The sequence below is a fragment of the Neobacillus muris genome (assembly GCF_943193175.1).
In the GTDB taxonomy this organism is placed as follows: domain Bacteria; phylum Bacillota; class Bacilli; order Bacillales; family Cytobacillaceae; genus Neobacillus; species Neobacillus muris.
The window spans coordinates 52299-78887 of sequence record NZ_CALPDF010000007.1; the positions used below are offsets into that span (position 1 = coordinate 52299).

The 26589-nt window shown below is 44.3% G+C and carries 26 protein-coding genes and 1 riboswitch; of the genes, 7 read left to right on the forward strand and 19 right to left on the reverse strand.

The annotated features are described in order from the left end of the window. Position 1 precedes the first annotated feature (1 nt). From NFS43_RS07320 to NFS43_RS07350, 7 genes are all read right to left on the reverse strand, one after another. Positions 2 to 325, reverse strand: a complete 324-nt coding sequence (locus tag NFS43_RS07320) for an urease subunit beta (RefSeq protein WP_251550947.1) — start codon at positions 323 to 325, stop codon at positions 2 to 4. 208 nt (positions 326 to 533) lie between these two features. Further along, a complete protein-coding gene (locus NFS43_RS07325; RefSeq protein WP_251550949.1) occupies positions 534 to 836 on the reverse strand; it encodes an urease subunit gamma in 303 nt (100 codons plus the stop codon). Positions 837 to 869: 33 nt separating this feature from the next. Continuing rightward, positions 870 to 2258, reverse strand: coding sequence for an allantoinase AllB (gene allB, locus NFS43_RS07330; protein WP_251550951.1), 1389 nt, complete (start codon positions 2256 to 2258; stop codon positions 870 to 872). Positions 2259 to 2309: 51 nt separating this feature from the next. Then, a complete protein-coding gene (locus tag NFS43_RS07335; RefSeq protein ID WP_251550953.1) occupies positions 2310 to 2840 on the reverse strand; it encodes a (2Fe-2S)-binding protein in 531 nt (176 codons plus the stop codon). Then, positions 2837 to 5119, reverse strand: coding sequence for a xanthine dehydrogenase subunit D (gene pucD / locus NFS43_RS07340; RefSeq protein ID WP_251550955.1), 2283 nt, complete (start codon positions 5117 to 5119; stop codon positions 2837 to 2839). Before pucD ends, NFS43_RS07335 begins: the two co-directional genes overlap by 4 nt. Positions 5120 to 5126: 7 nt before the next feature. Beyond that, positions 5127 to 5981 (reverse strand): FAD binding domain-containing protein, encoded by an 855-nt coding sequence (locus NFS43_RS07345; RefSeq protein ID WP_251550957.1) that lies wholly within the window; start codon positions 5979 to 5981, stop codon positions 5127 to 5129. Positions 5982 to 6036: 55 nt separating this feature from the next. Beyond that, positions 6037 to 7077 (reverse strand): XdhC family protein, encoded by a 1041-nt coding sequence (locus NFS43_RS07350; RefSeq protein WP_251550959.1) that lies wholly within the window; start codon positions 7075 to 7077, stop codon positions 6037 to 6039. A gap of 379 nt (positions 7078 to 7456) precedes the next feature. On the opposite strand from NFS43_RS07350, the gene NFS43_RS07355 reads away from it, so the two are divergent. Beyond that, positions 7457 to 7927 (forward strand): nucleoside deaminase, encoded by a 471-nt coding sequence (locus NFS43_RS07355; RefSeq protein WP_251550961.1) that lies wholly within the window; start codon positions 7457 to 7459, stop codon positions 7925 to 7927. 20 nt (positions 7928 to 7947) lie between these two features. After that, positions 7948 to 9693, forward strand: a complete 1746-nt coding sequence (gene ade, locus NFS43_RS07360) for an adenine deaminase (protein ID WP_420910305.1) — start codon at positions 7948 to 7950, stop codon at positions 9691 to 9693. A 238-nt stretch (positions 9694 to 9931) separates the two neighbouring features. Here ade and NFS43_RS07365 read toward each other — a convergent pair whose 3' ends face one another. After that, the gene (locus tag NFS43_RS07365; protein WP_251550965.1) at positions 9932 to 10903 is read right to left on the reverse strand and encodes a bile acid:sodium symporter family protein; all 972 of its coding nucleotides are present in this window, start codon (positions 10901 to 10903) and stop codon (positions 9932 to 9934) included. 190 nt (positions 10904 to 11093) lie between these two features. On the opposite strand from NFS43_RS07365, the gene liaG reads away from it, so the two are divergent. From liaG to NFS43_RS07380, 3 genes are all read left to right on the forward strand, one after another. Beyond that, a complete protein-coding gene (liaG, locus tag NFS43_RS07370; protein ID WP_251550967.1) occupies positions 11094 to 11951 on the forward strand; it encodes a LiaG family protein in 858 nt (285 codons plus the stop codon). A gap of 102 nt (positions 11952 to 12053) precedes the next feature. Continuing rightward, positions 12054 to 12443, forward strand: coding sequence for a YuzC family spore coat inner layer protein (locus NFS43_RS07375; protein ID WP_251550969.1), 390 nt, complete (start codon positions 12054 to 12056; stop codon positions 12441 to 12443). Positions 12444 to 12584: 141 nt separating this feature from the next. After that, positions 12585 to 13940: an MATE family efflux transporter gene (locus NFS43_RS07380; protein ID WP_251550971.1), complete on the forward strand. Its 1356-nt coding sequence runs from the start codon at positions 12585 to 12587 to the stop codon at positions 13938 to 13940. An 83-nt stretch (positions 13941 to 14023) separates the two neighbouring features. Here the strand turns inward: NFS43_RS07380 and NFS43_RS07385 are convergent, their stop codons facing one another. Together NFS43_RS07385 and gndA are read right to left on the reverse strand one after the other, a co-directional pair. Continuing rightward, on the reverse strand, positions 14024 to 14167 hold the full coding sequence (locus NFS43_RS07385; RefSeq protein ID WP_251550972.1) for a hypothetical protein: 144 nt from the start codon (positions 14165 to 14167) through the stop codon (positions 14024 to 14026). A gap of 120 nt (positions 14168 to 14287) precedes the next feature. Next, complete coding sequence (gndA, locus tag NFS43_RS07390) at positions 14288 to 15700, reverse strand: NADP-dependent phosphogluconate dehydrogenase (protein ID WP_251550974.1); 1413 nt, start codon at positions 15698 to 15700, stop codon at positions 14288 to 14290. A gap of 253 nt (positions 15701 to 15953) precedes the next feature. Continuing rightward, a riboswitch (PreQ1 riboswitch) is annotated at positions 15954 to 15998 on the forward strand. Between the two features lie 8 nt (positions 15999 to 16006). Here gndA and NFS43_RS07395 point away from each other — a divergent pair. Together NFS43_RS07395 and NFS43_RS07400 are read left to right on the forward strand one after the other, a co-directional pair. Then, positions 16007 to 16543 (forward strand): QueT transporter family protein, encoded by a 537-nt coding sequence (locus NFS43_RS07395; protein WP_251550976.1) that lies wholly within the window; start codon positions 16007 to 16009, stop codon positions 16541 to 16543. A gap of 87 nt (positions 16544 to 16630) precedes the next feature. After that, positions 16631 to 17185, forward strand: coding sequence for a DinB family protein (locus NFS43_RS07400; protein ID WP_251550978.1), 555 nt, complete (start codon positions 16631 to 16633; stop codon positions 17183 to 17185). A 658-nt stretch (positions 17186 to 17843) separates the two neighbouring features. Here the strand turns inward: NFS43_RS07400 and NFS43_RS07405 are convergent. The 9 genes from NFS43_RS07405 to NFS43_RS07445 form a co-directional block, all read right to left on the reverse strand. Further along, the gene (locus NFS43_RS07405) at positions 17844 to 18452 is read right to left on the reverse strand and encodes an exonuclease domain-containing protein (protein WP_251550980.1); all 609 of its coding nucleotides are present in this window, start codon (positions 18450 to 18452) and stop codon (positions 17844 to 17846) included. Between the two features lie 140 nt (positions 18453 to 18592). Continuing rightward, the gene (locus tag NFS43_RS07410; protein WP_251550982.1) at positions 18593 to 18814 is read right to left on the reverse strand and encodes a hypothetical protein; all 222 of its coding nucleotides are present in this window, start codon (positions 18812 to 18814) and stop codon (positions 18593 to 18595) included. Between the two features lie 226 nt (positions 18815 to 19040). Then, positions 19041 to 20225: a M20 family metallopeptidase gene (locus NFS43_RS07415; protein WP_251550984.1), complete on the reverse strand. Its 1185-nt coding sequence runs from the start codon at positions 20223 to 20225 to the stop codon at positions 19041 to 19043. Between the two features lie 310 nt (positions 20226 to 20535). Then, positions 20536 to 20901 (reverse strand): DUF3899 domain-containing protein, encoded by a 366-nt coding sequence (locus NFS43_RS07420; protein ID WP_251550986.1) that lies wholly within the window; start codon positions 20899 to 20901, stop codon positions 20536 to 20538. 161 nt (positions 20902 to 21062) lie between these two features. Continuing rightward, complete coding sequence (locus NFS43_RS07425) at positions 21063 to 22694, reverse strand: peptide ABC transporter substrate-binding protein (RefSeq protein ID WP_251550988.1); 1632 nt, start codon at positions 22692 to 22694, stop codon at positions 21063 to 21065. Positions 22695 to 22715: 21 nt separating this feature from the next. Further along, positions 22716 to 23669, reverse strand: coding sequence for an ABC transporter ATP-binding protein (locus NFS43_RS07430; protein WP_251550990.1), 954 nt, complete (start codon positions 23667 to 23669; stop codon positions 22716 to 22718). Then, positions 23666 to 24685: an ABC transporter ATP-binding protein gene (locus NFS43_RS07435; RefSeq protein ID WP_251550992.1), complete on the reverse strand. Its 1020-nt coding sequence runs from the start codon at positions 24683 to 24685 to the stop codon at positions 23666 to 23668. The genes NFS43_RS07430 and NFS43_RS07435 overlap by 4 nt, the downstream gene beginning before the upstream one ends. Positions 24686 to 24698: 13 nt before the next feature. Continuing rightward, positions 24699 to 25643, reverse strand: a complete 945-nt coding sequence (locus tag NFS43_RS07440) for an ABC transporter permease (RefSeq protein ID WP_277613909.1) — start codon at positions 25641 to 25643, stop codon at positions 24699 to 24701. Between the two features lie 2 nt (positions 25644 to 25645). Next, on the reverse strand, positions 25646 to 26572 hold the full coding sequence (locus NFS43_RS07445) for an ABC transporter permease (RefSeq protein ID WP_251550993.1): 927 nt from the start codon (positions 26570 to 26572) through the stop codon (positions 25646 to 25648). Positions 26573 to 26589 lie beyond the last annotated feature (17 nt).

Genomic DNA, 26589 nt, shown 5'->3' on the forward strand with positions numbered 1-26589 from the left:
GTTACGTCTCCTCCCCGAGATCCAGTTTTCTGTTGGTTTTATTATTGAGTCCATGCACTTCCCGTTTCCCGGCAAACGGAACCAATTCTACCTGTTTCGCATCACCAGGCTCAAATCGGACGGAGGTGCCAGCCGGAATATTTAAATGTTTGCCGAATGCTTGATCCCGTTCAAATTTGAGAGCTGAATTGACTTCGAAAAAATGAAAATGGGATCCTATTTGTACCGGACGATCCCCTTGATTGATCACTTTAATTTTTTCAGCAGGCCGCCCTTGATTGCATATGACCGGATCCTGCTTCAAGCGATATTCTCCCGGAATCATGGTTTTCAACTCCTATGTAAGGCTGGTAGTTTAGACTATTTCTATATTTTTACAATTTTTGTAGAATTGTTAGTCAGTTTTGTAGAAAAACTCTTATTTTTGTAGAATAAGGCCCATGCTTTGTAGAATCACACCACTGATTTGTAGAATCCCACCACTGATTTGTAGATTCCCCCGCTAATTTACAGAATCAGAGCTTTTTCCTAAATTACCGGATCGGCTCATGGACCGTTACCAGCTTCGTTCCATCCGGAAACGTCGCCTCCACCTGGATATCACGAATCATTTCCGGAATCCCCTCCATGACGTCCTCGCTGGACAAGATTTTGGTCCCATCCCTCATCAATTCCGCAACCGTTTTCCCGTCTCTGGCTCCTTCGATAATTTCATAGGTAATGAAAGCGACCGCTTCAGGGTAATTTAATTTTAGTCCCCGTTCCTTACGGCGCCTGGCGAGATCCGCCGCCACTACGATCATTAATTTTTCCTGCTCACGCTGTGTCAATTTCACTTCTATTCACCTTCCAAAAAGTCAAAAATACGATTAGCCGGAAATCCTTTCTTTCCCTACTGTAAGACATCTTCCATATTTTTTACCTGAGATTCCTGATACATCATCATAGATGACTTTTCCACGAAGAATCGTCTTTTTGACCCTCAATTGAAAGACTTTATTTTCATATGGAGAATAGGCATTTCGAAATTTAAACGAGGCTTTGTCTGCTATGGTTGATTCATCCAGCCGCAACAGCACGAGGTCGGCATCTAAACCAGGCATGATCCGGCCTTTTTTATCGGAAATGCCGAATCGGTCTGCTGCAAAAGCGCTGCCTAATGGAAGAACCTTTTCGAGGGAAATGCCCCGTTTAAGGGCTTCATCCAACAGGGCAAGCCAGGTAAATTGCACTCCTTGAATTCCGCCCCATACGTCCCATATCGATGCGGCCGATTTCATTGAATACAAACAAGGTGAATGATCAGAGCCAATCGTATCAATCCAGCCCCTCGCGATGCAGTCCCATAAACCTTCCACCTCATTTTGCGGCCGAAGCGGCGGGGCACACTTAAACACGGCCCCATTTTTAATAAAATCCTGATCATTAAAAACTAAATAATGTGGACATGTTTCAACGGTTACATGGACACCGCTCTTTTTGGCCTCCTGGATCCGTTCCACATTGCGGGCGGAACTGATATGGACAAAATGAACACCTGTCCCATACTTTGCCGCGAGCTCCAGTGCATGATTGACCGCTTTTTCCTCTGCGGAAACCGGCCGGCTGGCCAGATATGCCATCCGCTCATTCATTCCGCGCTTATTCTTGTACAATCCGGCCAATTTTTGGACCTCTTCTTCCCATTCCGCATGGAGCGCAAGGATTTTATGATGCTCCTTTGCCAACATCATGGCTTGTTCCAAATCTTGGGGAGATAAATACCGAAAATCATCAATGCCGCTTTCTGACATAAAGGCTTTCCATCCAATAATAGCTTCAGCCATTTCTTCTAACTCTTTTTTATTGCCCAGGTTGTCAGCGGTCAATCCGCCCCAAAGCCCGTAATCCACGTAGCTTTTCCCTGTTAAATATTCCTGTTTGTTTCGCAATCTTTCAGAATTGATAATGGACGGTGCACAGTTCAGCGGCATATCAAAGATGGTGGTCGTCCCGCCAGCGGCTGCGGCAAGGCTCCCCGTTTCCATCCCTTCCCAATCGGTACGGCCCGGATCATTAAAATGGACATGTGCATCAATAAATCCAGGAACAATAAGGCATCCTTCTGCATCAATCGTATCAGCCTCCACACCGATGGCTGGATGATCATTAACATCAAATAAGCCATCAATCCGGCCTTCCTTCATCTTGAGAGCTGCCTTTTTAAAGCCTTCGTTTGTAAAAACAAGACCATTTTCCACCCACAGTTCTGTTGTCATGATTGCACCTCTTACTCTATTAAGTACTGGCCCTCATGGCCTTCCTGAAACTCAAGAACCTTTTGCTCGTTCATTTAACATGGCTGCTGCCTTTTCCACTGACCTAATGATGCCTCCGTATCCTGTGCATCGGCATAAATTGCCCGAAAGAGCTTCCGTAATTTGATCGGGCGAGGGATTTGGATTCGTCCGCAGCAATGCCCTTGCCGCGATAATCATCCCCGGTGTGCAATAACCGCATTGAAATCCGCCTTCTTCTAAAAAGGCCTGTTGAATGGGATCCAGCTCATCCTGTGCCACGCCTTCAATCGTATGGATTGATGCACCATTGGCTTGGTATGCCATCACCAGGCAGGAATTGACCAATTTTCCGTTCATTTCAACGGAACAGGCCCCGCAGCGCCCAATTTCACAAGAGATTTTTGTTCCTGTCAGCTTCAGCTTATCCCGTAAAATATGAATCAGTTTCGTTGCCGGGGCCGTTCGGACTTGATACGTAATGCCATTTACTTTCAGCGTTAAGTCTATTTCTGAGGCAATCGGCTGCATCATTGTTTTTGAAGTCATTTTGTTCGGATTCATGGGGACATCGCTCCAACATTCATTGTTTTTACCAAAGCTTCGGGTGTGATTGGCAGCTTGTTGATCCAGCAGCCAGCAGCATCATATATAGCCCTTGCAATTGCCGGCGCAACAGCGACGGTGCCGATTTCTCCTGCTCCCCTTGGACCAAAGGCATCGCCCGGGGCAAGCTTCTCAATCGCCTCAACTTGCATCGAATAGGGAACATCCTTAATAGTAGGAATTAAATAACTATCAAAGTTGTCAGTTTGATAGTTTCCATGATGCATCAAGGCTTCCTCCATTAAGGCATAACCCAGGGCCATCACTCCTCCTCCTTCTATTTGCCCAATAAACCCCTGGGGACTGACTACTGGACCTGAAGAGACCGACTGATCCAAGCCCAAAACTTTTACCCTGCCGGTAAGAAAATCGACCTCGACCCGGGCCAGCACAGCCGCAAATGAATATAAGTAATGGCTTCCAGGGATGACGGCATCCGGACACACAGGGAAATCAAAAGAGGTGTGCACGGTAATACTTGTTGCTGGCGGCATCCGTTCGGCCAATTGCAAGTAGGAAATGACCGGAATGGATGAATTGATTTCCTCCTTAAGCCAAATTCCTCCTGGCCCCATCGTCAGCCGCTCAGCTGGTTCACCCGTCATTTGTTCAGCCAGCTCGAGCATTTGCTCTCGGAAGGACGTCTTCATTCGCTGCAGGGAATGCCAGACCATGCTTGTCGCTCTGGATGCCGTGGATGATCCGCTGACAGGAACGTGTGCTGTATCGCCAATTACCATTTGAATATCTTCGGGAGTGCACTCAAATTCTTCTATCACTAATGCCTCAATAACAGATAAAAGGCCCTGCCCGCATTCCTCAAAGCCAAACGCAGCTTCAATTTTGCCTTCTTTTGTGAAGGAAAGGCGCCCGCCAGCTGGGTCGATACGGCCAGATCCGAGTCCGCCGCCATGCATGGTAAGTGCAACTCCAATCCCCTCCGCTTTCCAACCCCGGTTAGTCTGTTTTTCCGCGGACAAAGTTTTTTTGTTTTTGCCTATGCGCTTTTTCATCGCATTTAACACATCAAATGCTCCATTTGTTGGGGCAATTTTCTGCCCCATCGGCCCCGGATCGTCCTGTTTCCGCAAATTTTTCAAGCGAAACTCAATGGGGTCCATCTGCAATTTTTCAGCGAGGCGGTCCATCTGTCCCTCCAAAGCAAATGTCACTTGATTGCCGCCAAATCCTCTAAATTCACCGGCAACTCCATTATTCGTAAAGACAGACAAACCTTCGACCTCTAAATTAGGAATCATATAAGGGCCAGGAGCGTGCTCGACTGCGAAGTCCAGGACAGCTGGCCCTAATGTGGCATAGGCTCCGGTATCGGCGATTATTTTTGCCTGATGGACAAGAAGATTCCCTTCAGCATCAGCTCCGGTTTTCATGGTAATTTTCATAGGATGGCGTTTTAGTCCAGCTCGAACTGATTCCCGCCGGCTTTGATGAATTTTGACAGGGCAGTTTGTTGCCAAGGCAAGCAAAGCCCCATAAGGCTGAATATTTAATTCATCCTTTCCTCCAAATGAGCCGCCCATCGGACTTGAAACCACCCGAATATCGCTTTCTTGCATATTCAGAATTCTGGCCAGCTGAAAGCGGTCTTTGAAACCATGCTGTGTCCCAACGTAAACGGTCAGCTTCCCGTCTGGTTCAGGAACAATGACTCCTCCCTCTGTTTCCATATAAGCATGCATTTGCCGCGGCAGTTCATAGGTTTCTTCCACCACCACAGAACATTGCTCCAGGCCTTTTATGATATCCCCTGTTTTATATTCAGCTTGATGGAGGATATTACCATCTGAATGAAGGCGAGGGGCATCTGGCAGAAGAGCTTTCTCTGGACTGTCTACTACCGGAAGCGGACTATACTCAACCTCGATATACTTTAGAGCCTCTTTGGCAATCTCTTCGGTCTCTGCCGCTACAGCAGCCAAAGCATCTCCCACACAGCGGACCCGATCCTCACAAAGAACAGGCTGATCAGGGAATATAAGACCATAGCCGTTTAAACCCGGGATATCTTGATACGTAACGACAGCCCTTACGCCTGGCAGCTGTTTCGCCTTGTCTGTTGAAATGGAGACGATCTTGGCATGGGCCTCTTGGCTGCGTAATATTTTTCCGTATAACATTTTGGGAAAGGACAAATCCGTCAGGTACTTCAGTCTCCCTGTCACTTTGCCTGGGCCATCAGGACGGACCCTTCGATTTTGTTCAGATTGGTTTCTCATCGTACTCTCACCCCATTTGTCCCGCGAATCTGGCCATTTCATAAACGATTACATTCGCTGCGATTGTTTTTTTATAATCCGCTGTATAAAAATCATCTGAGCTGGCCGCGAACTCTTCCATAATGGATAGAAACAGTTTCTCCAATAACTCCTTGGATAGTATGTTTCCATGCAGAAGCTTCTCACAGGCTTCAAGCCGGCAGGGCTGGTTCGAGCCTCCCCCAACGGCCAGCCGAATCGCTTCCATTTCCTTGTTGGAATTGACTCTGCAGCTGCCTGCAATGGTCACGACACTCGGGGTAAACGCCTCCCGTCTTCCCACCTTTTTAAAAAACTTCTGGCCGCCGGTTTCGAATAGGTCGATTGAAACAAGTATCGAACCATCTTGAAGAATTCCTTCTTTCAGGCAATCCTCTAACGGCTTTTGCTGAATCTCTGTTCCGTTCACAAACGAAATGTGAGCATCCATTACTAAAAAAGCCGGGATGGTGTCACCCGTACCGCCGGCAATATTTCCTCCTATTGTTCCTCTGTTGCGGACAGCCGGTGCAGCAATACTTCTGGCCGCTTCCGCCAATAGAGGAAGATTGGATAAGAAAAAAGGATTCTGTATTATTTCGGCTAATGTGGTTAAAGCGCCAATCTGGATCATTGGCCCGCCTTCGGATGTTTCTTTTTTAAAACCTTGGAGTGCTGTTATTCGCTCTAAACTAATTAGATAAAGCGGGATCGGCTGGTCCTTTTCCCAGTTTGTTTGCAGGAGTGTACCCCCGGCAACGAACTCGGCATCAGCGCCAAATTGCTGCTTCAAATTTAGTGCAATTTCCAGTTCTTCCGGGATCCAAACAATAGAAGATTCCATTTTTGCTGTGCCCTGACTAACCATATCCCGCCACTGCTCCTCTCTTCTTTTACTATTAAATAAACACCCCTGCCATTTTTTTGCTCCTATGCCGCTGAATTAATTCCGCTACAATGCTAATGGCAATCTCAACGGGACCTTCCGCACCGATTTCCAATCCGGTTGGACTGTTTATCTGGGAAGCTATTTCGTTTCCATCAAGGAGGCGTTTCGTTCGATTCCTTGGTCCGAGAATCCCTAAATACTTTAATTCCTGATCTTTTAATAGATGCAATAATTCTCTATCCCTTTGAAAGTGATGGGTAAGAAGCAGCACCGAATCTTGTGCGGACAAATCAAGATATGGAATGGTTTCTTTTGGGAAACCAGCAATAATCTGCTGGGCATCGGGGAAATGGACTTGATTGCAAAATTCTTCGCGCCAGTCCGAGACAAAAACGGAAAACCCAGCTTCCGAGGCAAGCTTTACTAAAGGGATCACATCCGGTCCGGCTCCAAAAACAAACAAGCGTGGCTTCGGTTCAAATGATTGAATAAATAGATGGGCCGATATTTCCGGAAAGCAATGAATCCCTGGTTTAAAGGAGGTTATATGCTTCTGATGAATGATATTTTTTAGTTGGACGGAAATTCCGCCGTGCCATTTACCGAATAGCTGCCCATCGTCTGTCATGAACAAATAATCCGAAACAGAGCAGTCTTCCTTCAATTTTTTTATCATGGTTGCTCGGTCTCCATTTTCAAGATGAAACTGCAGCTGACTAAGATGCTCCCGCAACACGATATCCACTGGTTCCAGAAGCACATGGATGACACCGTTGCAGCCTGCGCCCTGTCCCCAAGCTAAGTCGTCCTCTGCCCGCATATCATAAACAATCGTTTTAGCCTCCCGGCTTTTCTTTACCTCCTGCGCTTGCCAGGCTAAATCGGTTTCGAGACAACCGGCACTGATCATGCCGATAGTCTCGTTCTCCCGAAACAGCATCATCGCGCCTTCTTTTCGGTAAGCTGAGCCTTCCACCCTGACAACCGTAGCCAGCACATCGTCATGGATGGAGGAACAAACAGCCTGTAAGATTTCATGAATTCCGTCCATTTCCCCTCCTCCTTTCATATGTATGAATAAATAACTAGACCCCCTAAAAAAATACAATCCTATGTTTCTATCTCTATAAGGCATGGGGGATTTTCTGCCAAACCATAAACAATCGCTTCAAATCCACCATCAATTTTCACTTATCATATACAACCGCCCCATAATCATCCACATTGATGTCACATAATCTTACATAGATTTTCACGATACCCTATTAAGCAATTCAGAAAAAACCTGTCAGAAAACCTTCCAATAAGTTAGAAAATTTAGAAAAAATATAGAATAATGTAAATTAACTTCACAGCAAAAATGGGGACAGTCCCCCGCCTTAGTAATACGTTAAAGCACTGGGGGACTGTCCCCTCAGAGGGGGATTTTTGTGTCTAATTCGGAATTTATGCATGAGGCGATTCATGTTGCGTATGATAATGTGACGGCTGGTCACGGTGGGCCTTTTGGGGCGGTTGTGATTAAGGATGGGAAAATCATTGGTGTGGGCAGAAATGAAGTGACTTCGTCTAATGATCCAACGGCCCATGCGGAGGTGCAGGCGATTCGGGCTGCCTGTCAGCATTTAAATGACTTTCAGCTTCACGACTGTGAAATCTATACAAGCTGCGAGCCTTGTCCGATGTGCATCGGCGCCATTTACTGGGCCCGGCCAAAAGCTGTTTATTATGCTTGCACAAAGGAGGACGCGGCCAAAATAGGGTTTGACGACCAATTTATCTATGAAGAACTGGCCCTGCCGATGGAACAAAGGAAAATCCCGATGAAACAGCTTTCACTCCCACAGAGTGATTTGCCTTTTCGAACATGGGACCAATCAAAAGTGAAGGTAGAATACTAATTTATGATCATAAAAGGAGGATTTCAATGTGGCGAAGCTCATTAACCAAAAGGATTGCTGCCGCTTCTGGCAGCCTGCCGGCAGAGACCGTCATTAAAAACGGAAAAATTATTGATGTCTTTAATGGAGAAATAATCGAAGGAGACATTGCCATTGAAGACGGTTATATTGTTGGCATTGGAAATTACGAAGGCACCAATGTGATCGATGCGGACGGCCAATACGTTTCACCTGCTTTTATCGATGGCCACGTTCATATTGAATCGTCCATGGTAACGCCAGAGGAATTTGCCAAAGTCTTGCTCATCCACGGGGTAACCAGTGTAATTGCTGATCCGCATGAAATCGCCAATGTTTTAGGTGCCGACGGAATCCAATATATGCTCGATTCGTCTGATAACCTTCCCTTTGACTTTTACTTTATGCTTCCCTCCTGTGTCCCTGCGACAGAGTTTGAGCATGCTGGCGCCAAATTGGCCAGCAAGGACCTGCAGCCCTTTTACCAGCATCCCAGAGTATTGGGACTAGCAGAAGTGATGAATTTTCCTGCCGTTAAAATGGCAGAAAAAGACATGATGAAAAAAATTAACCAGGCCCAGCAAGCAGGAAAAAAAATTGATGGCCATGGGGCAGGCTTATCTGCCATGGATATCAATGTCTATCTGGCAGCCGGAATCCGGACCGATCATGAAAGTACAACAGCAGATCAGGCAAAAGAACGGCTTAAAAGAGGAATGTACTTGATGATAAGGGAAGGTACCGTTGCCAAAGATTTAGAGCAATTAATCCCCATTGTGAATGAACGGAATGCCCGAAGATGTTTATTTGTCACGGATGACAAGCATTTAGATGACTTAATCCATGACGGAAGTATCGACCATAATATCAGGCTTGCAATTCATTCCGGCTTGTCTCCTATCACCGCTATACAAATGGCCTCCATAAATGCAGCAGAATGCTTCGGATTGGCAGACAAGGGAGCCATTGCACCAGGTTATAAAGCGGATTTTCTTTTATTAGATGACCTGGAAACCATCAAGATTTCACAAGTGTATAAGGATGGCAAATTGATGGCCGATGAAGGAGAAATCAGCCAGTTTCCACCCTTCCATCCGGTCACCCCAACGGCAAAATTGAGGAATTCTGTACGATTTAATGAATTGTCTTCAGATGACTTCTCTATTTATTTGCCATCAAATAAAGCAAATATTATTGAAATCATTCCTAATAGTCTGGAAACGCGGCACATCATTGACGAAGTAACGATATGTGAAAAAGGCTATTTCCAAGCCTCGACAAGTGAAGATTTACTGAAATTGGCTGTGATTGAACGCCATCATATGACAAACCAAATCGGCCTGGGCATTGTGAAAGGGCTGAAGCTGCAGTCAGGAGCTATTGCCACGACGATTGCGCACGATTCCCATAATCTGATCATTGCGGGAACCAACGATGTCGATATGGCGGCTGCCGCCAAAGCCTTGCAATCGATTCAAGGCGGTTTGGCAGTGGTCAACGGTGGGGAAATCATCGCAATGCTGGAACTCTCCATCGCGGGCTTAATATCCGAAAAACCGTACCAGGAAGTCCATTCCCAGCTGTTAACGATTCGCCATGCACTTGAAAGCATTGGAGCAAGCAGCCAGTTTAACCCATTTCTGACCTTATCCTTTTTGTCCCTGCCTGTTATTCCTGAATTAAAGCTGACAGACAAAGGGCTTTTCCAAGTCTCCAAATTTGAACATATCAACATCAGTGCCGGTTGAGAGCCCCAAATAGGCCGGCCGCTGCAATCCGCTGTTAAAAGCAATCATTCCTCTACCCATTTTCCCCTTGAATCACAAGGGGGACCCCTCAATTATTTGAGGACTCCTTACTCCCTTTTTTGATGCCTTGTGTCCTTGAAGGATCCCTTTAGGGACACGGCTCTCTTTTTTCCCCACACAGTAATGTAATAAGGGCAAGCCCCTGCGGCTTGCCCTCAACCCTCTCATTGCCATCCAGCTAGGCAGCAAAAAAATCATCTTGTCCAGATGATTTTTTGTGATGATACCATGCCAAGAAATGCCCGCTAAGCGAGGCCAAAGTTTGTTGAAAGAGCATGCCAATCACCACCGGAACTGCTACGGAAGCAGGAAAATATGTAACGCCTATTACGGCTCCAGCACTAATATTTCTCATGCCGGCTGAGAACGTGACGGTAACCAAGTTGTCCCAATCCTTGATCATAAAACGGCCAAATAGGAAGGAAAAAATGTAACCAGTCATGGCAATAAAAAACACAACGGACATGATTCCCATAAGCTTTAAGTTAAAATCCTTTATATAAGGTGAAATAATGGCGCCGTTAAGCATGACCACGACTCCTACACCCATTTTCGAAAACGGGGCAAGCCGCGGTCCCCATTGCTGATGGATATTCCCTTTGGTCAGCTGATTAAGCAGCATGGCCAGAATAGAAGGGATGACGACCATTAATAAAAGACCCTTCATTAAATCCAGATAATCCATTTCAATGGTTTGGCCGACAAAAAAGGAAATGGAAAAAGGCACAATAACAGGTGATAGCAAGGTATCGATCAATATAATGGATAAAACCATCGGAATGTTCCCCTTATAAATAGAAACCCAAATGAAACTAGTAATGCCTGTTGGAATGACCATGACTAAAATCAGACCTGTAATGGTATAAATATCTCCCGGGAACGCAACATGGCCGACTCCCCATGCCCAAATGGGCATAAAAACATGGAGGATGAGCATGGCCATAACAATCGGAAACGGGTGGGCAGCCACATCTTTCAAGGAGCGGAAGTTAGAACCTAAACTGCCCGCGAAGGTCATAAAGGCAAAAATCCAGGGAATTAGATAGGTAAAATCTTCAAGATAAGCACTGAGGAATACCCCCGTTATCACACTGATTGGAGTTAGTATCGGCATGATTTTCTCAAGGAACTTATTTAATTTTTGCAGCATTCTTGAGGAACTCCTTACTGTTAGGAATGGATTTACCAGAAAAATTAAACTTCAATAAATAAAGGATATCATATATTCGATACCAAAATACACCTCAAGTCTTAGAAGGGATAAATCTCGAGTACATGGGGAAACAGTCGAGGATATTGTATCCTATACATAGAAGGCAGATTCAAGGGAGGAATTCTGAATGAAGCGAATTTTTATTTTGCTGTTAATGATTACAGGTCTATATATTATTTTTCACACGGCTGTCCGTTTTGACCTATGGAATGCGAAAGAAGGAAACGGGCAGGCTCCCATATCAAATGATACACAAATCATTCAGGTAAATGTGGGAAGTGCCCAAACGGAAATTATTCCGGAAGATCGGTCCAATCTAAGAGCCGTCTATAATGGGGATCAAAAGCTTAAGGTGCATGATTCAGGTGATTCGGTTGAGGTTTCTTTGAAAGGGAGCTGGTTTGATTGGTTCAACTGGGGTTCATCAAAGCGTAAACTGATCATCTATATTCCAAAAGACTACGCTCGTGATATGGATATCCAATTAGGCTCGGGAAGCCTGCAATTCTCCGGCGCCAAACAAGCGCCCATGAAATTGGATCATTTAATGGCCGACATTGGTTCAGGAAAAATGGCGTTATCGAATATTGAAGTCAGCCAGCTCAAACAGGACGTCTCTTCGGGAGAGGTCAGCCTAGATTCAGTAACAGCGCAATCCGGAAGCTTTGATGTCAGCTCGGGCAAACTCGATATCAAGCACTATCAAGGGGCCGTTACAGCGGATGTATCGTCAGGATTATTTAATCTGCAATTGGATCAATTGATGGATTCTGTTACCATGGACGTGAGTTCCGGTTCAGTCCATTTGGATCTGCCTAAAAAGGCAGGCTTTACTCTCCAAGGCGATGTTAGCAGCGGGAATATTTCCTGTGACTTTCCGTTAACTGAAAAAGAGTCATCTGACAAACACCTCTCAGGGAAATATGGTTCAGGGACACATAAAATCACATTGGATGTATCCAGCGGGAATATCGATATTTATTAAGATCAGAAAACCAGGGACAGCATTCCTGGTTTTTTTGTAACCAAATTTCCCCAGCGGGCATACCGTATAGTGCCTTGCGCTCTATAGGGAAGGAGAATCACCATGTACTACAGCACTTCTAATTATCCGGCCATGCCCCAAGTTCAGCCCTATTGTCTTCCAGTATGGGGGCCGCCTCTATACCGTACGTATCCCCCCGTGGATATATCCATATTTCAAGGTTCCATCCATTCATTTCATCGATTGATGGAACAAGGAAGCATTTTGCTCACGCATTTAGCGGATCCTTCATTTTCCCGCAGAATCATGGCCGCTGCCCAGCAAGGGAAGCAGGCAGAAGTGGACACCCTCATGAAGTCAATTGGCTTAAAAGTGCCCATCTCAACTAGATATACCCCAAGCGGTGTTGAATTTACTCTCTCTGCCCAAACCGCGGCTGCCAGTCCGAATGACTGCTGCAGCCTGTCAATATCGTTAAAATGGGGACGCTGAAAGCACTTCCTCTTGGATACCTGCTGTGTTTTTTTAGCAGGTATTTTTATTTTTTACATACGCATCTTTTCTATTTCTCAAAATAAAAAAAAGGAGTAAAATGTAGTTTATTAACTTAATAGAAAAGAGGAGCCGCCCAGCTTGGAAGAACAGAAAAACACCTATCAGGAACAATCCCTTTTCAGTATTTCATGGCCGCTTTTTATTGAACTTGCCCTCCACATGGGAGTAGGCATCATTGCCACCTTTATGCTTGGACATTACTCAGATGCAGCCGCTGCAGGTGTTGGCGTGGCAAACCAGCTTTTGAACTTATTTATTTTGGTCTTTAACGTCACTTCCATTGGTGCCACCGTTTTAGTCAGTCAGCATCTGGGGGCAGGACAGTTTAAAAAGGCCAGAGATCTATCCCGCTCGGTTTTCGGTTTGAATTTTTGGTTTGGGATTATCGTCGCAATCATTCTGTTTGTATTCGGTGAACAGCTATTGCAGTTGTTTTCCATTGAAGGCAAAGTACTGGACTACGGGCTTATTTTTGTGAAAATTTGCGGGTTGTCTTTATTTTTCGAATCCCTGTCACTTGCTTTAAGCTCTGTCCTCCGGAGCTATGGGTATACGAAGGAATCGATGTTCGTTACATTGGCTATGGATCTCATTAGTGTCACTGGGAATGTCATTGCATTATCCGGTATCTTCGGCCTGCCCGTTACAGGAGTTGCAGGCGTTTCATGGAGCATTATGGCAGCGCGTGCTTTTGCAGTTATCGCCCTGCTCTACTATGTCCATAATCGGCTGGCCTTAAGCCTGACCTTAAAGGATATTTGGAAGGCTAAAAAAGCGGATATCAAAGGCTTGATGGAGATTGGCATTCCTTCTGCTGGAGAGAATTTATCCTATCAATTGTCCCAATTAATCATTACGAGTTTTGTCGTTTCTCTCGGCACTGCCTCCCTTGCCGCCCGTGTGTATGTATTGAATATTAATATGCTATGTTTTTTAATCACACTCGCTATTGCCCAAGGAACACAACTGCTGATTGCGCGGTATATCGGCGCTAAACAATTTGACCGTGCCTTTCGGCGGGGCTTACGAACATTGAAGATTGCCTTAGCTGCTTCGATGATCGCATCATTGATTATTGCCCTGGTTGGTTCCCCGCTCCTAGAAACATTTACGAGCGACCCAAGCATCATCGCAGTCGGTCTGCCGGTTTTATGGGCTATCATTTTTGTTGAGCCTGGAAGAGCCACTAATATTGTGCTGATGGGTTCGTTAAAATCGGCCGGGGATGTCCGCTTCCCTGTTATAATCGGCATCATTTCCATGTGGGGAGTAGCCGTTTCCTTGAGTTACTTGCTGGGCGTTCATTTAGGGCTTGGCCTTTTAGGAGTTTGGCTTGCGCAAGGAGCGGATGAGTGGCTAAGGGGCTGCTTTGCCTTACGTCGCTGGCTCATGAAGCCTTGGGAACGGCGGAGCAAGATTCAAGTTCCTGTCTGACACCAGAAACGGTATCCATTTAGGATGCCGTTTTTTATGTAATCAGGCTGACTCAAGGAAGAGTCAGCCTTTTGCTGTGAAGCTTAACGATTAGGATGGGTTTTTCCACCCGCATTATCGTTCGGTGAATCACCTGTCCCATTTTTGCTTTTGCTATTTGGAGTTCCCATGATTTGATTATCCTTTGTCACTTTGGCTCCCCTTGAAAAATTATCTTTTGTTTTCATTTTTTAAGCTCCTAATAAAAATATTTTTGCTTTTATATTATTTGTTATTATTTAATAAACATGCCAAAAAAAAAAGTGTACTCAACATTCATCGTGCTGAGTACACTTCCCATTCATCCTTTATTCCATCCAGTTTGTATGGAAGATGCCTTCTTTGTCCACCCGTTGGTACGTATGGGCGCCAAAATAATCACGCTGAGCTTGCAGCAAATTAGCCGGCAGCGTTTCAGTGCGGTAGCTGTCATAGTAGGAGATGGCGCTGGCAAAAGCCGGAACTGGAATGCCGCGCTCAACCGCAACAGAGACTACCTTCCGTAATGCGGACTGATAAGATTCCACAATTTCCTTAAAGTAAGGATCCAGCAAAAGATTGGCTAATTGGGCATCACGGTCATACGCATCTTTAATCTTTTGTAGGAATTGAGCACGAATGATGCAGCCGCCCCGGAAAATCATCGCAATATCACCGTAACGAAGATTCCAGTCATATTCTTCAGATGCCGCACGCATTTGGGCAAATCCCTGGGCATAGGAACAAATCTTGCTCATATACAAAGCCTTACGGACGGCTTCGATCAATTCTTTTTTGTCACCGTCAAACGCTGCTGTCTGCGGACCTGTCAGTAACTTGCTGGCACGTACGCGCTCTTCCTTCATCGCTGAGATAAACCGGGCATAAACAGATTCTGTGATCAGCGGCAGCGGCACGCCTAAATCCAATGAATTCTGGCTTGTCCATTTGCCGGTTCCTTTTTGGCCGGCTGTATCTAAGATTAGGTCCACTAATGGTTTGCCCGTTTCCTCATCGATTTTTGTAAAGATATCCGCAGTGATTTCAATCAAATAGCTGTCAAGTTCACCCTTATTCCACTCTGCAAACACGCTGTGAAGCTCTTCAGCATTAAGTCCTAAAACATTTTTTAAGATGAAATAGGCTTCGCAAATTAATTGCATATCGCCATATTCAATGCCATTGTGAACCATTTTGACATAGTGTCCGGCACCATTTGGGCCAATATAAGTACAGCATGGATCGCCGTTTACTTTGGCAGAAATCGCTTCTAAAATCGGCTGGACCAGATCATAAGCTTCTTTTTGGCCGCCAGGCATAATCGCAGGGCCCTTTAAGGCTCCTTCTTCGCCGCCTGATACTCCGGTTCCGATGAAATGGAAGCCCGCATTCGCTAATTCTTTGTTGCGTCGAATCGTATCCTGGAAGAAGGTATTTCCTCCGTCAATCAGAATATCGCCTTCTTCAAGGTATGGCTTTAGCTGTTCGATGGTGGCATCGGTTGCTGCTCCTGCTTTGACCATGATCAAGATTTTTCTTGGCTTTTCTAAGGAATTGGCAAATTCCTCGATCGTTTTGGCTCCGACAAAATTTTTGCCCTTTGCTTCGTTATTCAAGAAATCTTCGGTTTTATCATAAGAACGGTTGAATACTGCCACTGAATATCCGCGGCTTTCAATATTTAAGGCAAGGTTTTTCCCCATGACGGCCAAACCGACAACGCCAATTTGTTGCTTCGACATATGTATCCCTCTTTCCTGCTTTATCCTAATTAGATAACCATATTCTTTGCTAGATGACAATAGATGTGCCTTATAAATTCAAAAAATTTTTATAGGGCGGTTAAATATACCGTTAGTTTGTCCCATTCCTGCTCATCCTACTATTAATATGGAAAAAATGATTTCACTTTGACGTTTCGGCTGATTTTTTCAAAATAATGTCATTGACCCGCCGCTTTATTTATACTATTATACTAGATTGCAGGTGTTTTCTTTAAGAGTGGTTCGAGAACCTCCCACTATAAAAAACTAAGGAGAAGTGAAAATATGGAGAAAAATAACACATTGGGTGCACCTTATGCATCCAGTAAAACACACAGCAGGGTCCAGGAAATTGTTGTAAATGGAATTATAGCGGCATTGTATATTGCGGTATCTGCCCTTATACAGCCATTTGGGTTTACCCAGGTGCAGTTCCGGGTATCAGAGATGTTCAATCATCTGATTGTGTTCAATAAAAAATATCTTTATGGAATTATTTTGGGTGTCTTTTTGACCAATTTATTCTTTTCGCCAATGAAGGCCTATGACCTGATTTTCGGTGTCGGCCAATCGCTCATTGCATTATTGATTACCATTTTGTGTGCACGCTTTATTAAAGGCATGTGGGCTCGGATGATTGTGAATACGATTGTCTTTACCTTTACCATGTTCTTGATTGCTCTTGAACTTCACCTAGCTTTTGATTTGCCATTTTTATTTACCTGGCTGACAACGGCAGCTGGTGAATTGGTGGTCATGGCTGTTGGGATGCCCGTCATGTATGCAATCAATAAACGTGTGCACTTCGATAAACTCGTATAAGACCTGTCACAAAAAGGGGCTGGCTTTCATAAAGTCAGTCTCTTTTTTATGGAAATTTTTCCATTTTGCCAATAGAATAAAAGAGTAATGAAATGTGGGAAGGGTGAAATCCAATTGATCAAACGTCCAGAAGAAAAAGAATATCCACTGTACTATGTACCCTATGTCGAATTGGTGCCGGAGGGTGACCTGCTGCAAATTTTAAAGGAAAATCTCTTGCAGGTAACGGAACTGTTTGGCTGCCTTTCAGAAAAAGATGCTGATTTTCGGTACGCTCCAAATAAGTGGAGTATCAAAGAGGTGCTGGGGCATATGGCGGATACGGAAAGAATTATGGGATACCGGCTTCTTCGCATCGGCCGCGGCGACCAGACCCCATTGGCTGGTTTTGAAGAGAACGATTTTGTTTCCGGATCACAAGTGAGTCAATTGCCCATTGAGAAAATTCTTGAGGATTTTACAGCCGTAAGAAACGCCACCATGACATTGGTTCAAACTATGCCTGAAACTGCCTGGGCCAACAAAGGGGTTGCCAATAACCTGGAGGTTACAGCCCAAGCCATCGCCTATATTATCGCCGGCCATGAAATGCACCATCGAAATATCGTTACCGATCGGTATTTATCAATATTGCAAAAGTAATGGTATATTTTTCATTTCCGCACGGCACTCCAAAGACTTATTGACGGAAGAAAAAACAAAACAGCTCAAATCGAGGAGGAAAGGATTCCGTTAAATGGTGCACGGAGGCAGATTGACAAAGGAAATGGCATGCGAATGAATGCATGCCATTTTGTTATGTATCAATGGTTTTGAAGGTGTTTAAAGAAAAATTGTCACGATTATAAATAAGTAAAATAACAAGTGTCGATACTTATTGTGCAACGATAATTTGGTGTCAAATTAGGTGCCATTTCTATTTCCCAAAATAGGTGCCAATTAAGGAATATTCATTCAAAAATTGTCGGCGGGAAAACACTTCTGAAATAATGCAAAAGCGTCCTCCGTCATCATCGCTATTAAAGACAAATCCTCCTTTGAAATCGGCAAAACTGTCATCAAACACAGCTATTGAGGACAAAGCTCGCCTGGAACTCGGTAAAATTGTCCGCATTCACCTATCCCAAACCAAGCAAATTTTGAGAAAAAATTGCTTAGATAAAAAGAGTGCATTTTCTATTTAAAAAGGCACTCTTTTCTATGATTATTTGCTGCCAACTGCTCTGGCGTTTACTTACCAAAACGAGGTTATGCACCTCTAAAGTGAACCCCTTAATCGAGGATTAGAGCTGTTTTTGTTTTATCCCATTTTTGCCTGTGACACAGAGGGCCGATATTTTCTCATTGGACCATATTCTAAAACCTCTTGAAGATAAAGATTTCCATTTGGGCTTGTTTTCTTTAGCAATTCCATGAGATATGTAATATCGTCCATGGCCCTATGTGTTTGATAGCTCGTAATTTGGTGGGCTTGGAGCAGTGTAAGCAGCTTTCCATTTGGAAAGCCATATTGCTTCCAAGGCACATTTCTCATCGTGCAGTACCAATTTAATTCATTAACTTCCGGATACATCTGAAGTAAAAAGCTCCGGTCAAACGAAGCATTATGGGCAAACACAGCATCCGTCTGGTGGAAATAAGCCTTTATTTTTTCATCGATAAAGCTTTTCCCTTTTACGGCGTCAAACGGAATCCCATGGACATGAAAGGCTCTCTCATAGTTTCTCCGTGCCGTGCTCTTCATCGGCTCTCTTAAGAATGCCTCTTCTTTGAGCACGTCGATAATTTCACCCGTATCAGGCCAATAAGAAAATAGTTTTACTGCCAATTCGATTACTTCGTCTGTCGCGGGACCTAAACCGGTTGTCTCCACGTCTAATACCAATCCGATTCTTTCCTTATTCAGCACAATAATCATCCTTTAAGCGAAATTTATTCTATTATATCAAAATTGGGCCTATCCCTTACATCACTTTTTACCAAGACGGTCTGGCAGTAATGTAAAAGCGTCCCGATCTTTGTTAGGACCGAGACGCTCATTTCTTTTTATTAAAAACTGCTATCTTCTTCCAACTCGTGTCTGTTGGTATACCAGTTTGTGATTTGTGATAGGATGGCAAAAACGGCGAAGAAATTCATCGCCCAAACGTTTATGAAGGGAGCTATTCCGCCAAACTCAATGGTAACATACCCTTTAAGCTTCATCACAATCATCGATTCAATAAAAACTAGGATAAATCCGACAGTACCCGCAATTGCAGCTCTAATCACTTTCTTCTCCCCCCAATGTTGGTATCATAATAATCATCAAAACAAAATTAAATTTGACAAATTTGTGAACATCTTATTCTCATTATATAGCAGAGGGGGAGAAATCTACAACGAATTAGCTCATTAAATTTTTTTAATTTTACCACATTTTCATAAAAGCTAAAAAAAAAAACAGCCAATCAATTTGGCTGCCTTTTGCAAATTTTCTATTTCAACTATGAGAGACTTATTTCACAAATTTTAATGCGGCATTTACAAACATTTTTACCCCGATTTCTAAGGCATCCTCATCTATGGTAAAACGGGCATGGTGGTGCGGATAGGTGATTCCTTTTTCAGCATTGCCGGCGCCCACATAAAAGAACGCTCCTGGCGCCGCCTGCTGGAACGCAGAAAAATCTTCTCCGCCCATATTGGCCGGGATTAGCTCCAATGTTTCCTTGCCAAACACATCTAAAACCGTTTCTTCAAGAACACGGGTAACTTCCTCATGATTGATCACTGGGTGATAACCGAAATCATATTTAAAATCATAAGAGGCCCCATGTGCATCTGTTATGCCTTTGATAATCCGTTCCATTAATCCGGGAACTGATTCCCTGAGCTTTTTATCAAAGCTGCGGACAGTGCCCATGATTTCTACTGTTCCAGGGATCACATTGTGGGTGGTACCTCCAACAAATTTAGCGACAGTTACTACCAGCGGCTCTAACGGATCTGTGCAGCGTGAAACGATATGCTGCAGGTTAGTCACTACCTGTGCTGCAACGGCAATGGAATCCACCGTTTGATGCGGCAGGGCAGCGTGTCCGCCTTTTCCTTTAACCGTAATATAGAAGGTATCTGGGGAAGCCATCATCGCTCCGTATTTGATGCCAACTTTTCCTACCTCAAGCGGTGACCATAGATGAGCGCCAATCACGAAATCGACTCCCTCCATGACGCCGGCAGCCACCATTTCGGAACCTCCTCCAGGGAATAGCTCTTCACCATGCTGGAAAAAGAATCGGATTTCACCTTTAATCTTGCTTTTGAATTGGCTAAGGATTTTTGCTGTACCAAGAAGTATGGATGTATGGCCGTCATGACCACAGGCATGCATGACGCCTGGATTTTTTGACACAAATTCAAAGCTATTCTCCTCTTCAATTGGCAGTGCGTCCATGTCCGCACGGATTGCCAGCACTTTACCCGGTTCATTTCCGATTAATCGCGCCATCACACTAGTTTTGGTCGGACGGGAAAGCTCCAGATTGCCAAACGACTTTAACGTCTCATAAACAAATTGAGCTGTTTTTTCCTCTTGAAAGGAAAGCTCCGGATTTTGGTGCAAATATCGTCTCCAACGGATAATATCTTCTTTTACTTCATCCGTTAATTCAATTAAGCCCACTTCTGTATTTGCTGTCATCATTCTCTCCCCCTTAAGATAAAGCTTTTAGTATAAGGCTCTGTTATAACTGAACGTTGATTTTCTGTGCTTGAAAAATTAACGGAAAAATTCCGCTTATATTGGGAAATATGGGTATTTCCTTAAAAATAAGAGAGTTTTTTCCGTTTATTGTATCAAAATCAATGAATTTTGGCTTATTTAGAGCCGTTAAGCGGAATTTCTCCGCTTATATCGGCTTCTTAAGGTACCTCTATCTACAATAGACGGAAATTCTCCGCCTATTAATTCTCATACCTAGGCGAAAATCAACAATGAATCCTAACAGAGCCTAGTATAAAATAAGGCCGCAAATGGATACGGCAATCGAGCTGGAACCAATTAGAAACGCCAAAACCACCAGCTTGGCTGCCATTGCTTTCTTAAAAGATTGAAAGCGGTGATCCGCTTCAACCAGCTGGTCTGTCCGCTCCATCGCCCTTGGTTTTGGAGCAGCCATCGAACCGATAATTCGAAACCCTTTGAAAAACAAGGATAAAAAGCCCGATTGAAAAATCACCATGATCGCCCAGACTAATAAACTGATAATCCCCACCAAGAAAGACTGGTTGATCCAATCAACTAAAGAAAGTCCTGATGCTGCTTTCACTCCTATCCAAATCAGTATGAACAAAAGAAAAACCATCGCTTTTTTCATTTTTTCCATCCTTCCTGATGTACGATTATCTTTAAGTCTTATGACAAAAATGGATAAGCAGACAGGAATTTGACTGCATCCTGTCTGCTTGTAAAGGTTTGTTCTATAGTCTATCGGATGATAAGGTTCGAAAGCTCGTAAACTTGGAAAACGAACCGTTCTTACTCAGAAACCTTTTTCGCATATCTTACATCCGGATAACGGTTGTAAGGATAGATTACGCCTTCAAATTTTTGAGATGTTAAGTAAGTATTTGTGTAATGGTAGATTGGAACAAATGGAAGTTCATCCATTAATACTTTCTCCGCATCATGCATTAACTTGAAGTGTTCTTCTGGATCCTGAGCCGTTTTTCCTTGTGCCATTAAGCTGTCATATTGCTCATTTACCCAGCCAGTACGGTTGTTCGGGCTGTCTCCAAGATAGTAGTCTAGAATAACAGAAGGATCAAGCAATACGCCAATCCAGCCCATCCGAGCCATTTGGAAATTGCCTTGTGCAGTCGTATCCAAGTAAGTTTTCCACTCTTGATTTTCTAATTTAATATCGACGCCAAGGTTTTTCTTGTACATCTCTTGAACGGCTTCCGCAATTTTCTTGTGGTTTTCAGCCGTATTATAAAGCAGAGTTACTTCTGGAAGAGTTGTCCAGCCTTCTTCTTCCATACCCTCTTTTAATAGTTTTTTCGCTTCAGCAGCATTCTCTTTGAAGTAGTCGCCGCCTTCTTTACGGAAGTCACCGTCTGGAGTTTCAACACCGCTTGGCACGAATGAATATGCAGGAATCTCTCCAGCCTTTGTTACATTCTTTGTTAAAGTTTCGCGATCAAGTGCCAAGTTAAAGGCACGGCGGATTTTCTCATTTGTAAAAGGTGCCTTAGTTACATTAAACATGTACATATAAGTTCCGAAATATGGAGTATTCTTATATTCTTTGTTGTTTTTCTCTTGTTCGATTACATCAGTAGGCAAGGTTTGAATTAAATCAAGCTCACCTGTTTTGTACATTTGATAATAAGTAGTCGCATCTGGAACCATTTTCCAGGTAACTTTTGTTAAATTAACCTTTTTGCTATCATAGTAGTTTTCGTTTTTGGCCACTACGACATCGCTGTCATGCTTCCATTCAGACATTTTGAATGGACCGTTTGACACATAGCCTTCAGCTTCTGCTGCCCAGTTTTTATTGCTTTCAACAAGCTCCTTCTTCACTGGGTAGAACGTCCACATGGTCAATAATTCATTAAAGTAACCTAGTGGTGCAGCTAATTCAACGACTAGAGTTTTATCATCCTGTGCTTTTACACCGACATTTTCAGCAGGCCCTTTGCCTTTGTTGTAGTCCTCAGCACCCTTTAGATAATAAAGATAGAAGGCAAATTGGCTTCCTGTTTCAGGATTTAATACACGTTTCCACGCATATTCGAAGTCTTGAGCCGTTACAGGTGTTCCATCTGACCATTTTGCATCATCACGAAGAGTAAAGGTATAAGTTTTGCCGTCATCGGAAACTTTAACATCTTTAGCTGTTCCAAGAACCGCATTTCCCTTTTCATCCTTTTTGTACAATCCTTCAAAGATATGATCCAGCACCCATCCAGATGTTGTATCAGTTGCCATCGCCGGATCAATGGCAGGCGGTTCAGAGATGGCGTTTAGAGTAAGTTCCTGTTTCACATTTTCGGCACCTTCTTTTTTAGAGCCAGATGCATTATCGGCATCACTTCCGCCGCAGCCTGCCAGCGCAGTACTGATTAGAAGCGAAGCAGCAATAGCTGTTAACCACTTTTTCATGGTTGTTCCTCCCTTTTTTGTTTAGTTATATAGATGGCATGCTGTCCAATGATTGCTCCGGACTTCTTTCCAGACTGGAGCGGCCTCAGAACATATAGACATGGCATGCGGACATCTTGTACGGAATCGGCATCCGCTTGGCGGGTTAACGGGGCTTGGCGGGTCACCCGCCAGCACAATCCGTTCTCTCTTTTTGGCTCTTGGATCTGCCACCGGAATCGCCGACAATAAAGCCTGTGTGTAAGGATGAAGCGGCTCTGCAAATAAATCATCACTGCTGGCCAGTTCCATCATTTTTCCTAAATACATAACCCCGATCCGGTCACTGATGTGCTTCACCATACTCAGGTCATGGGCAATAAATAAATAGGTTAATCCTTCTGTTTCCTTCAGGTCCTCGAGCAAGTTCACTACCTGTGCCTGAATGGACACGTCCAAAGCCGCTATCGGTTCATCCGCCACAATAAATTTTGGCTGGACGGCCAACGCCCGGGCAATGCCGATCCGCTGCCTCTGCCCGCCGCTAAACTCATGTGAGTACCGTTTCGCATGCTCTGGCACTAACCCTACCCGGTCAAGGAGATCATAAATCCTCTCTTGCCGCTCTTTGCCTTTGGCCAGGCCATGGGCATCGATACCTTCTGCAATGATGTCGCCAACGCGCATCCGCGGGTTTAAGGAAGCATACGGATCTTGGAAAATAATTTGCATTTCTCGGTTGACGATGCTTTTTTCTTTCTTGTTTAGCGATGCTACATCGACGCCATTGTAAATGATTTTCCCTTCGGTCGGCGCTTGTAGGCCGACTACCGTTTTCCCGAGAGTGGACTTGCCGCTTCCGCTCTCCCCTACGAGGCCGAATGTTTCGCCTTTTTTGATAAATAGTGATATATCATCAACGGACTTAACCGATTGATCCTTGCTTATAGAAAAATACTTTTTTAAACCCTCCACTTGGAGCAGTGATTCACTCATTTTTGAACCCTCCCTGCTGCGATTTCGATTTCTGCCATTGACGCTCGAGGGTCATTTAACCAGCATTTAGCCGTATGGCCGCTTTCCACCTCAAATGCAGGCGGCATTTCTCCTAAACAGATTTCCATCGCATAAGGGCATCTTGGTGCAAATGGGCAGCCCTTCGGCGGAGAAAATAAATCTGGCGGTGAGCCTTCAATCGGTACAAGCCGCTCTTTTCCTTCTGCCTGAGGGTTTGGTCTTGACGCCATCAATCCCCATGTATAAGGATGTTTAGGGTTGGCAAATACTTCTTCCACTGTTCCGGTTTCCACCATCATGCCGGCGTACATCACGATGACGCGTTCAGCTGTCTCCGCCACCACTCCCAAGTCGTGGGTGATGAGGATAATCGCCGTGTTCATCTTATCCCGCAGGTCCTTCATCAAATCAAGAACCTGGGCTTGAATGGTCACGTCCAAGGCTGTTGTCGGTTCATCGGCAATCAGCAGCTCTGGATTGCAGGCAAGGGCAATCGCGATCATGACACGCTGCCGCATACCGCCGCTGAATTCATGCGGATATTGATTGTAACGTTCCTCGGGATTTGGAATCCCTACTAATTTAATCATCTCGATGGCACGCTTTTTGGCGTCCGCTTTACTAAGATGCTGGTGGACGATCAGTCCCTCTTCAATTTGCTTGCCGATTTTCATTGTTGGGTTCAAAGACGTCATCGGGTCTTGGAAGACCATACTAATCTTGGAACCTTTTACTTTTTGGAACTCCCGTTTTGATAGTTTAAGAAGATCCTTATTATCAAACAAAACTTGTCCATTTTTAATTTTGCCGGGCGGAGTCGGAATCAAGCCCATAATCGATTGGACCGTTACACTTTTTCCGCTGCCGCTTTCCCCTACGATTGCGACAATCTCTCCCTTGTCCACATGAAACGATACATTTCGGACAGCCTTTACTTCGCCGCCGTATGTTTTAAAATTCACTTCCAGGTTTTTAACATCAAGTAAATGAGACATCAAGCCACCTCCTTTATTTGCGATTTCGTGGATCTAATGCGTCCTGTAATCCATCCCCAAAGGCATTAAAGGCAAACATCGTAAGTGAAATCATGAATGCCGGGAAGAACAAGCGCCACCACTGGCCGCTCAAGATAACCCCTAACGAATCGTTGGCCATTGTTCCCCAGCTGGCGAATGGCGCTTGAACACCAAGGCCCAGGAAGCTTAGGAATGACTCTGAAAAGATTGCTTGCGGGATGGTAAATGTTAGATTAACAATAATAATGCCCAATGTATTTGGAATGAGATGGCGAAGAATAATTTTCGCATGAGATGTACCAAGCTTTTCAGCAGCAAGGACATAATCCTGGGACTTAAGCTGCAGGACTTGTCCCCGTGTAAGCCGGGCCATTCCTACCCATCCAGTTACCGAAAGGGCAATGACAATCGTCGTAATCCCTGGCTCCATAATCACCATTAACAAAATCACGACTAATAAATAGGGAATACCATAAAGAATCTCGACAATCCTCATAATGATCGTATCCACCCTGTCACCCAGCTTGCTTCGGCCAGCCATGTAACCGGCGATGCCTCCGACAGTAACCCCGATCACTAAGTCGATCATCGCGGCGATGATTCCAATGGCAAGGGATACGCGGGCGCCATACCAGGTTCTTGACCAAACATCGCGGCCTAAATCATCTGATCCAAACCAATGCTTTCCGTCAGGTGCCATATTTGCGTTTAATAGGTCTTGCTCCGTAGGGCTGAACTTGACCATCATTGGGCCAAATATCGCAAAAAAGATAATGATGATTAGCAGCGAAGCGCCCAGCACTGCCAGCTTATTTTTCAAAATGTTTAATACCGTTTCCTTCCAGACACTTAAGGAAGGACGCTGAATGGTTTCTGTTGCCTTTGCATCAGGAGAAACCGGTCTAAACAGATTATTTTCCATTGAATTTGTCTGCATTCTCAGTTCCCCCCACTTGTTAATTTGATTCTCGGGTCAATCAATCGGTACGAGATGTCGATTAGGAACAGAATCACGACTAACACCGTACTGTAAAAGATAGTTGTTCCCATGATCACCGGATAATCCCGGTTAAAGATGCCATCAACGAAATATTTTCCTAATCCCGGAATGGCGAATATTTTCTCGATGACAAATGTCCCTGTAATTAAGGTAACGGCCAGCGGGCCAATAAAGGTAATGACTGGAAGGATGGCGTTGCGGATTCCATGCTTTAAAACAATCTTAAAGGTGGATAACCCTTTCGCATCCGCTGTTTTGATGTAGTTCTGGTTCATGACGTCAATCATGCTGGAGCGCATAAACCTGGCAATAACCGCTAATGGCGATAAAGCAAGAGCGACAGATGGCAGGATGGTGTGATCCCATGTTCCCCAAGATGCTACCGGAAGCATCTGCCACTCAACCGCAAAGTACTTGATTAACAACGGTGCCAGAATAAAGCTTGGGACAGAAATCCCTAGAATAGCGATCATCATGGCCACAAAATCAATTGCTCGATTATGATAAAGCGCAGCGATAATGCCTAAAATCAATCCAAAAACAAGGGCGATCACCAGTGCTTGAATCCCAAGTGTTGAGGAGACTGGAATCCCATCAGAAATGATGTCATTAACGGATCTTGTTTCCGATTTAATCGATGGTCCTAAATCAAGCTTGGCAAGATCTTTCATATATAACGCATATTGAACAGGGAGAGGCTCATCCAAGTGGTACTTCGCTCTAATATTCGCCAGCACTTCTTCCGGCAATACATTTGCATCAGAAGCAAATGGATCTCCCGGAATACTTTTCATAATGACAAAGGTTAACGTGATAATGACCCAAATGGTTAACAGCATCATGAGTATTCTTTTGATGATATACATTCCATTCACCTCCTAAA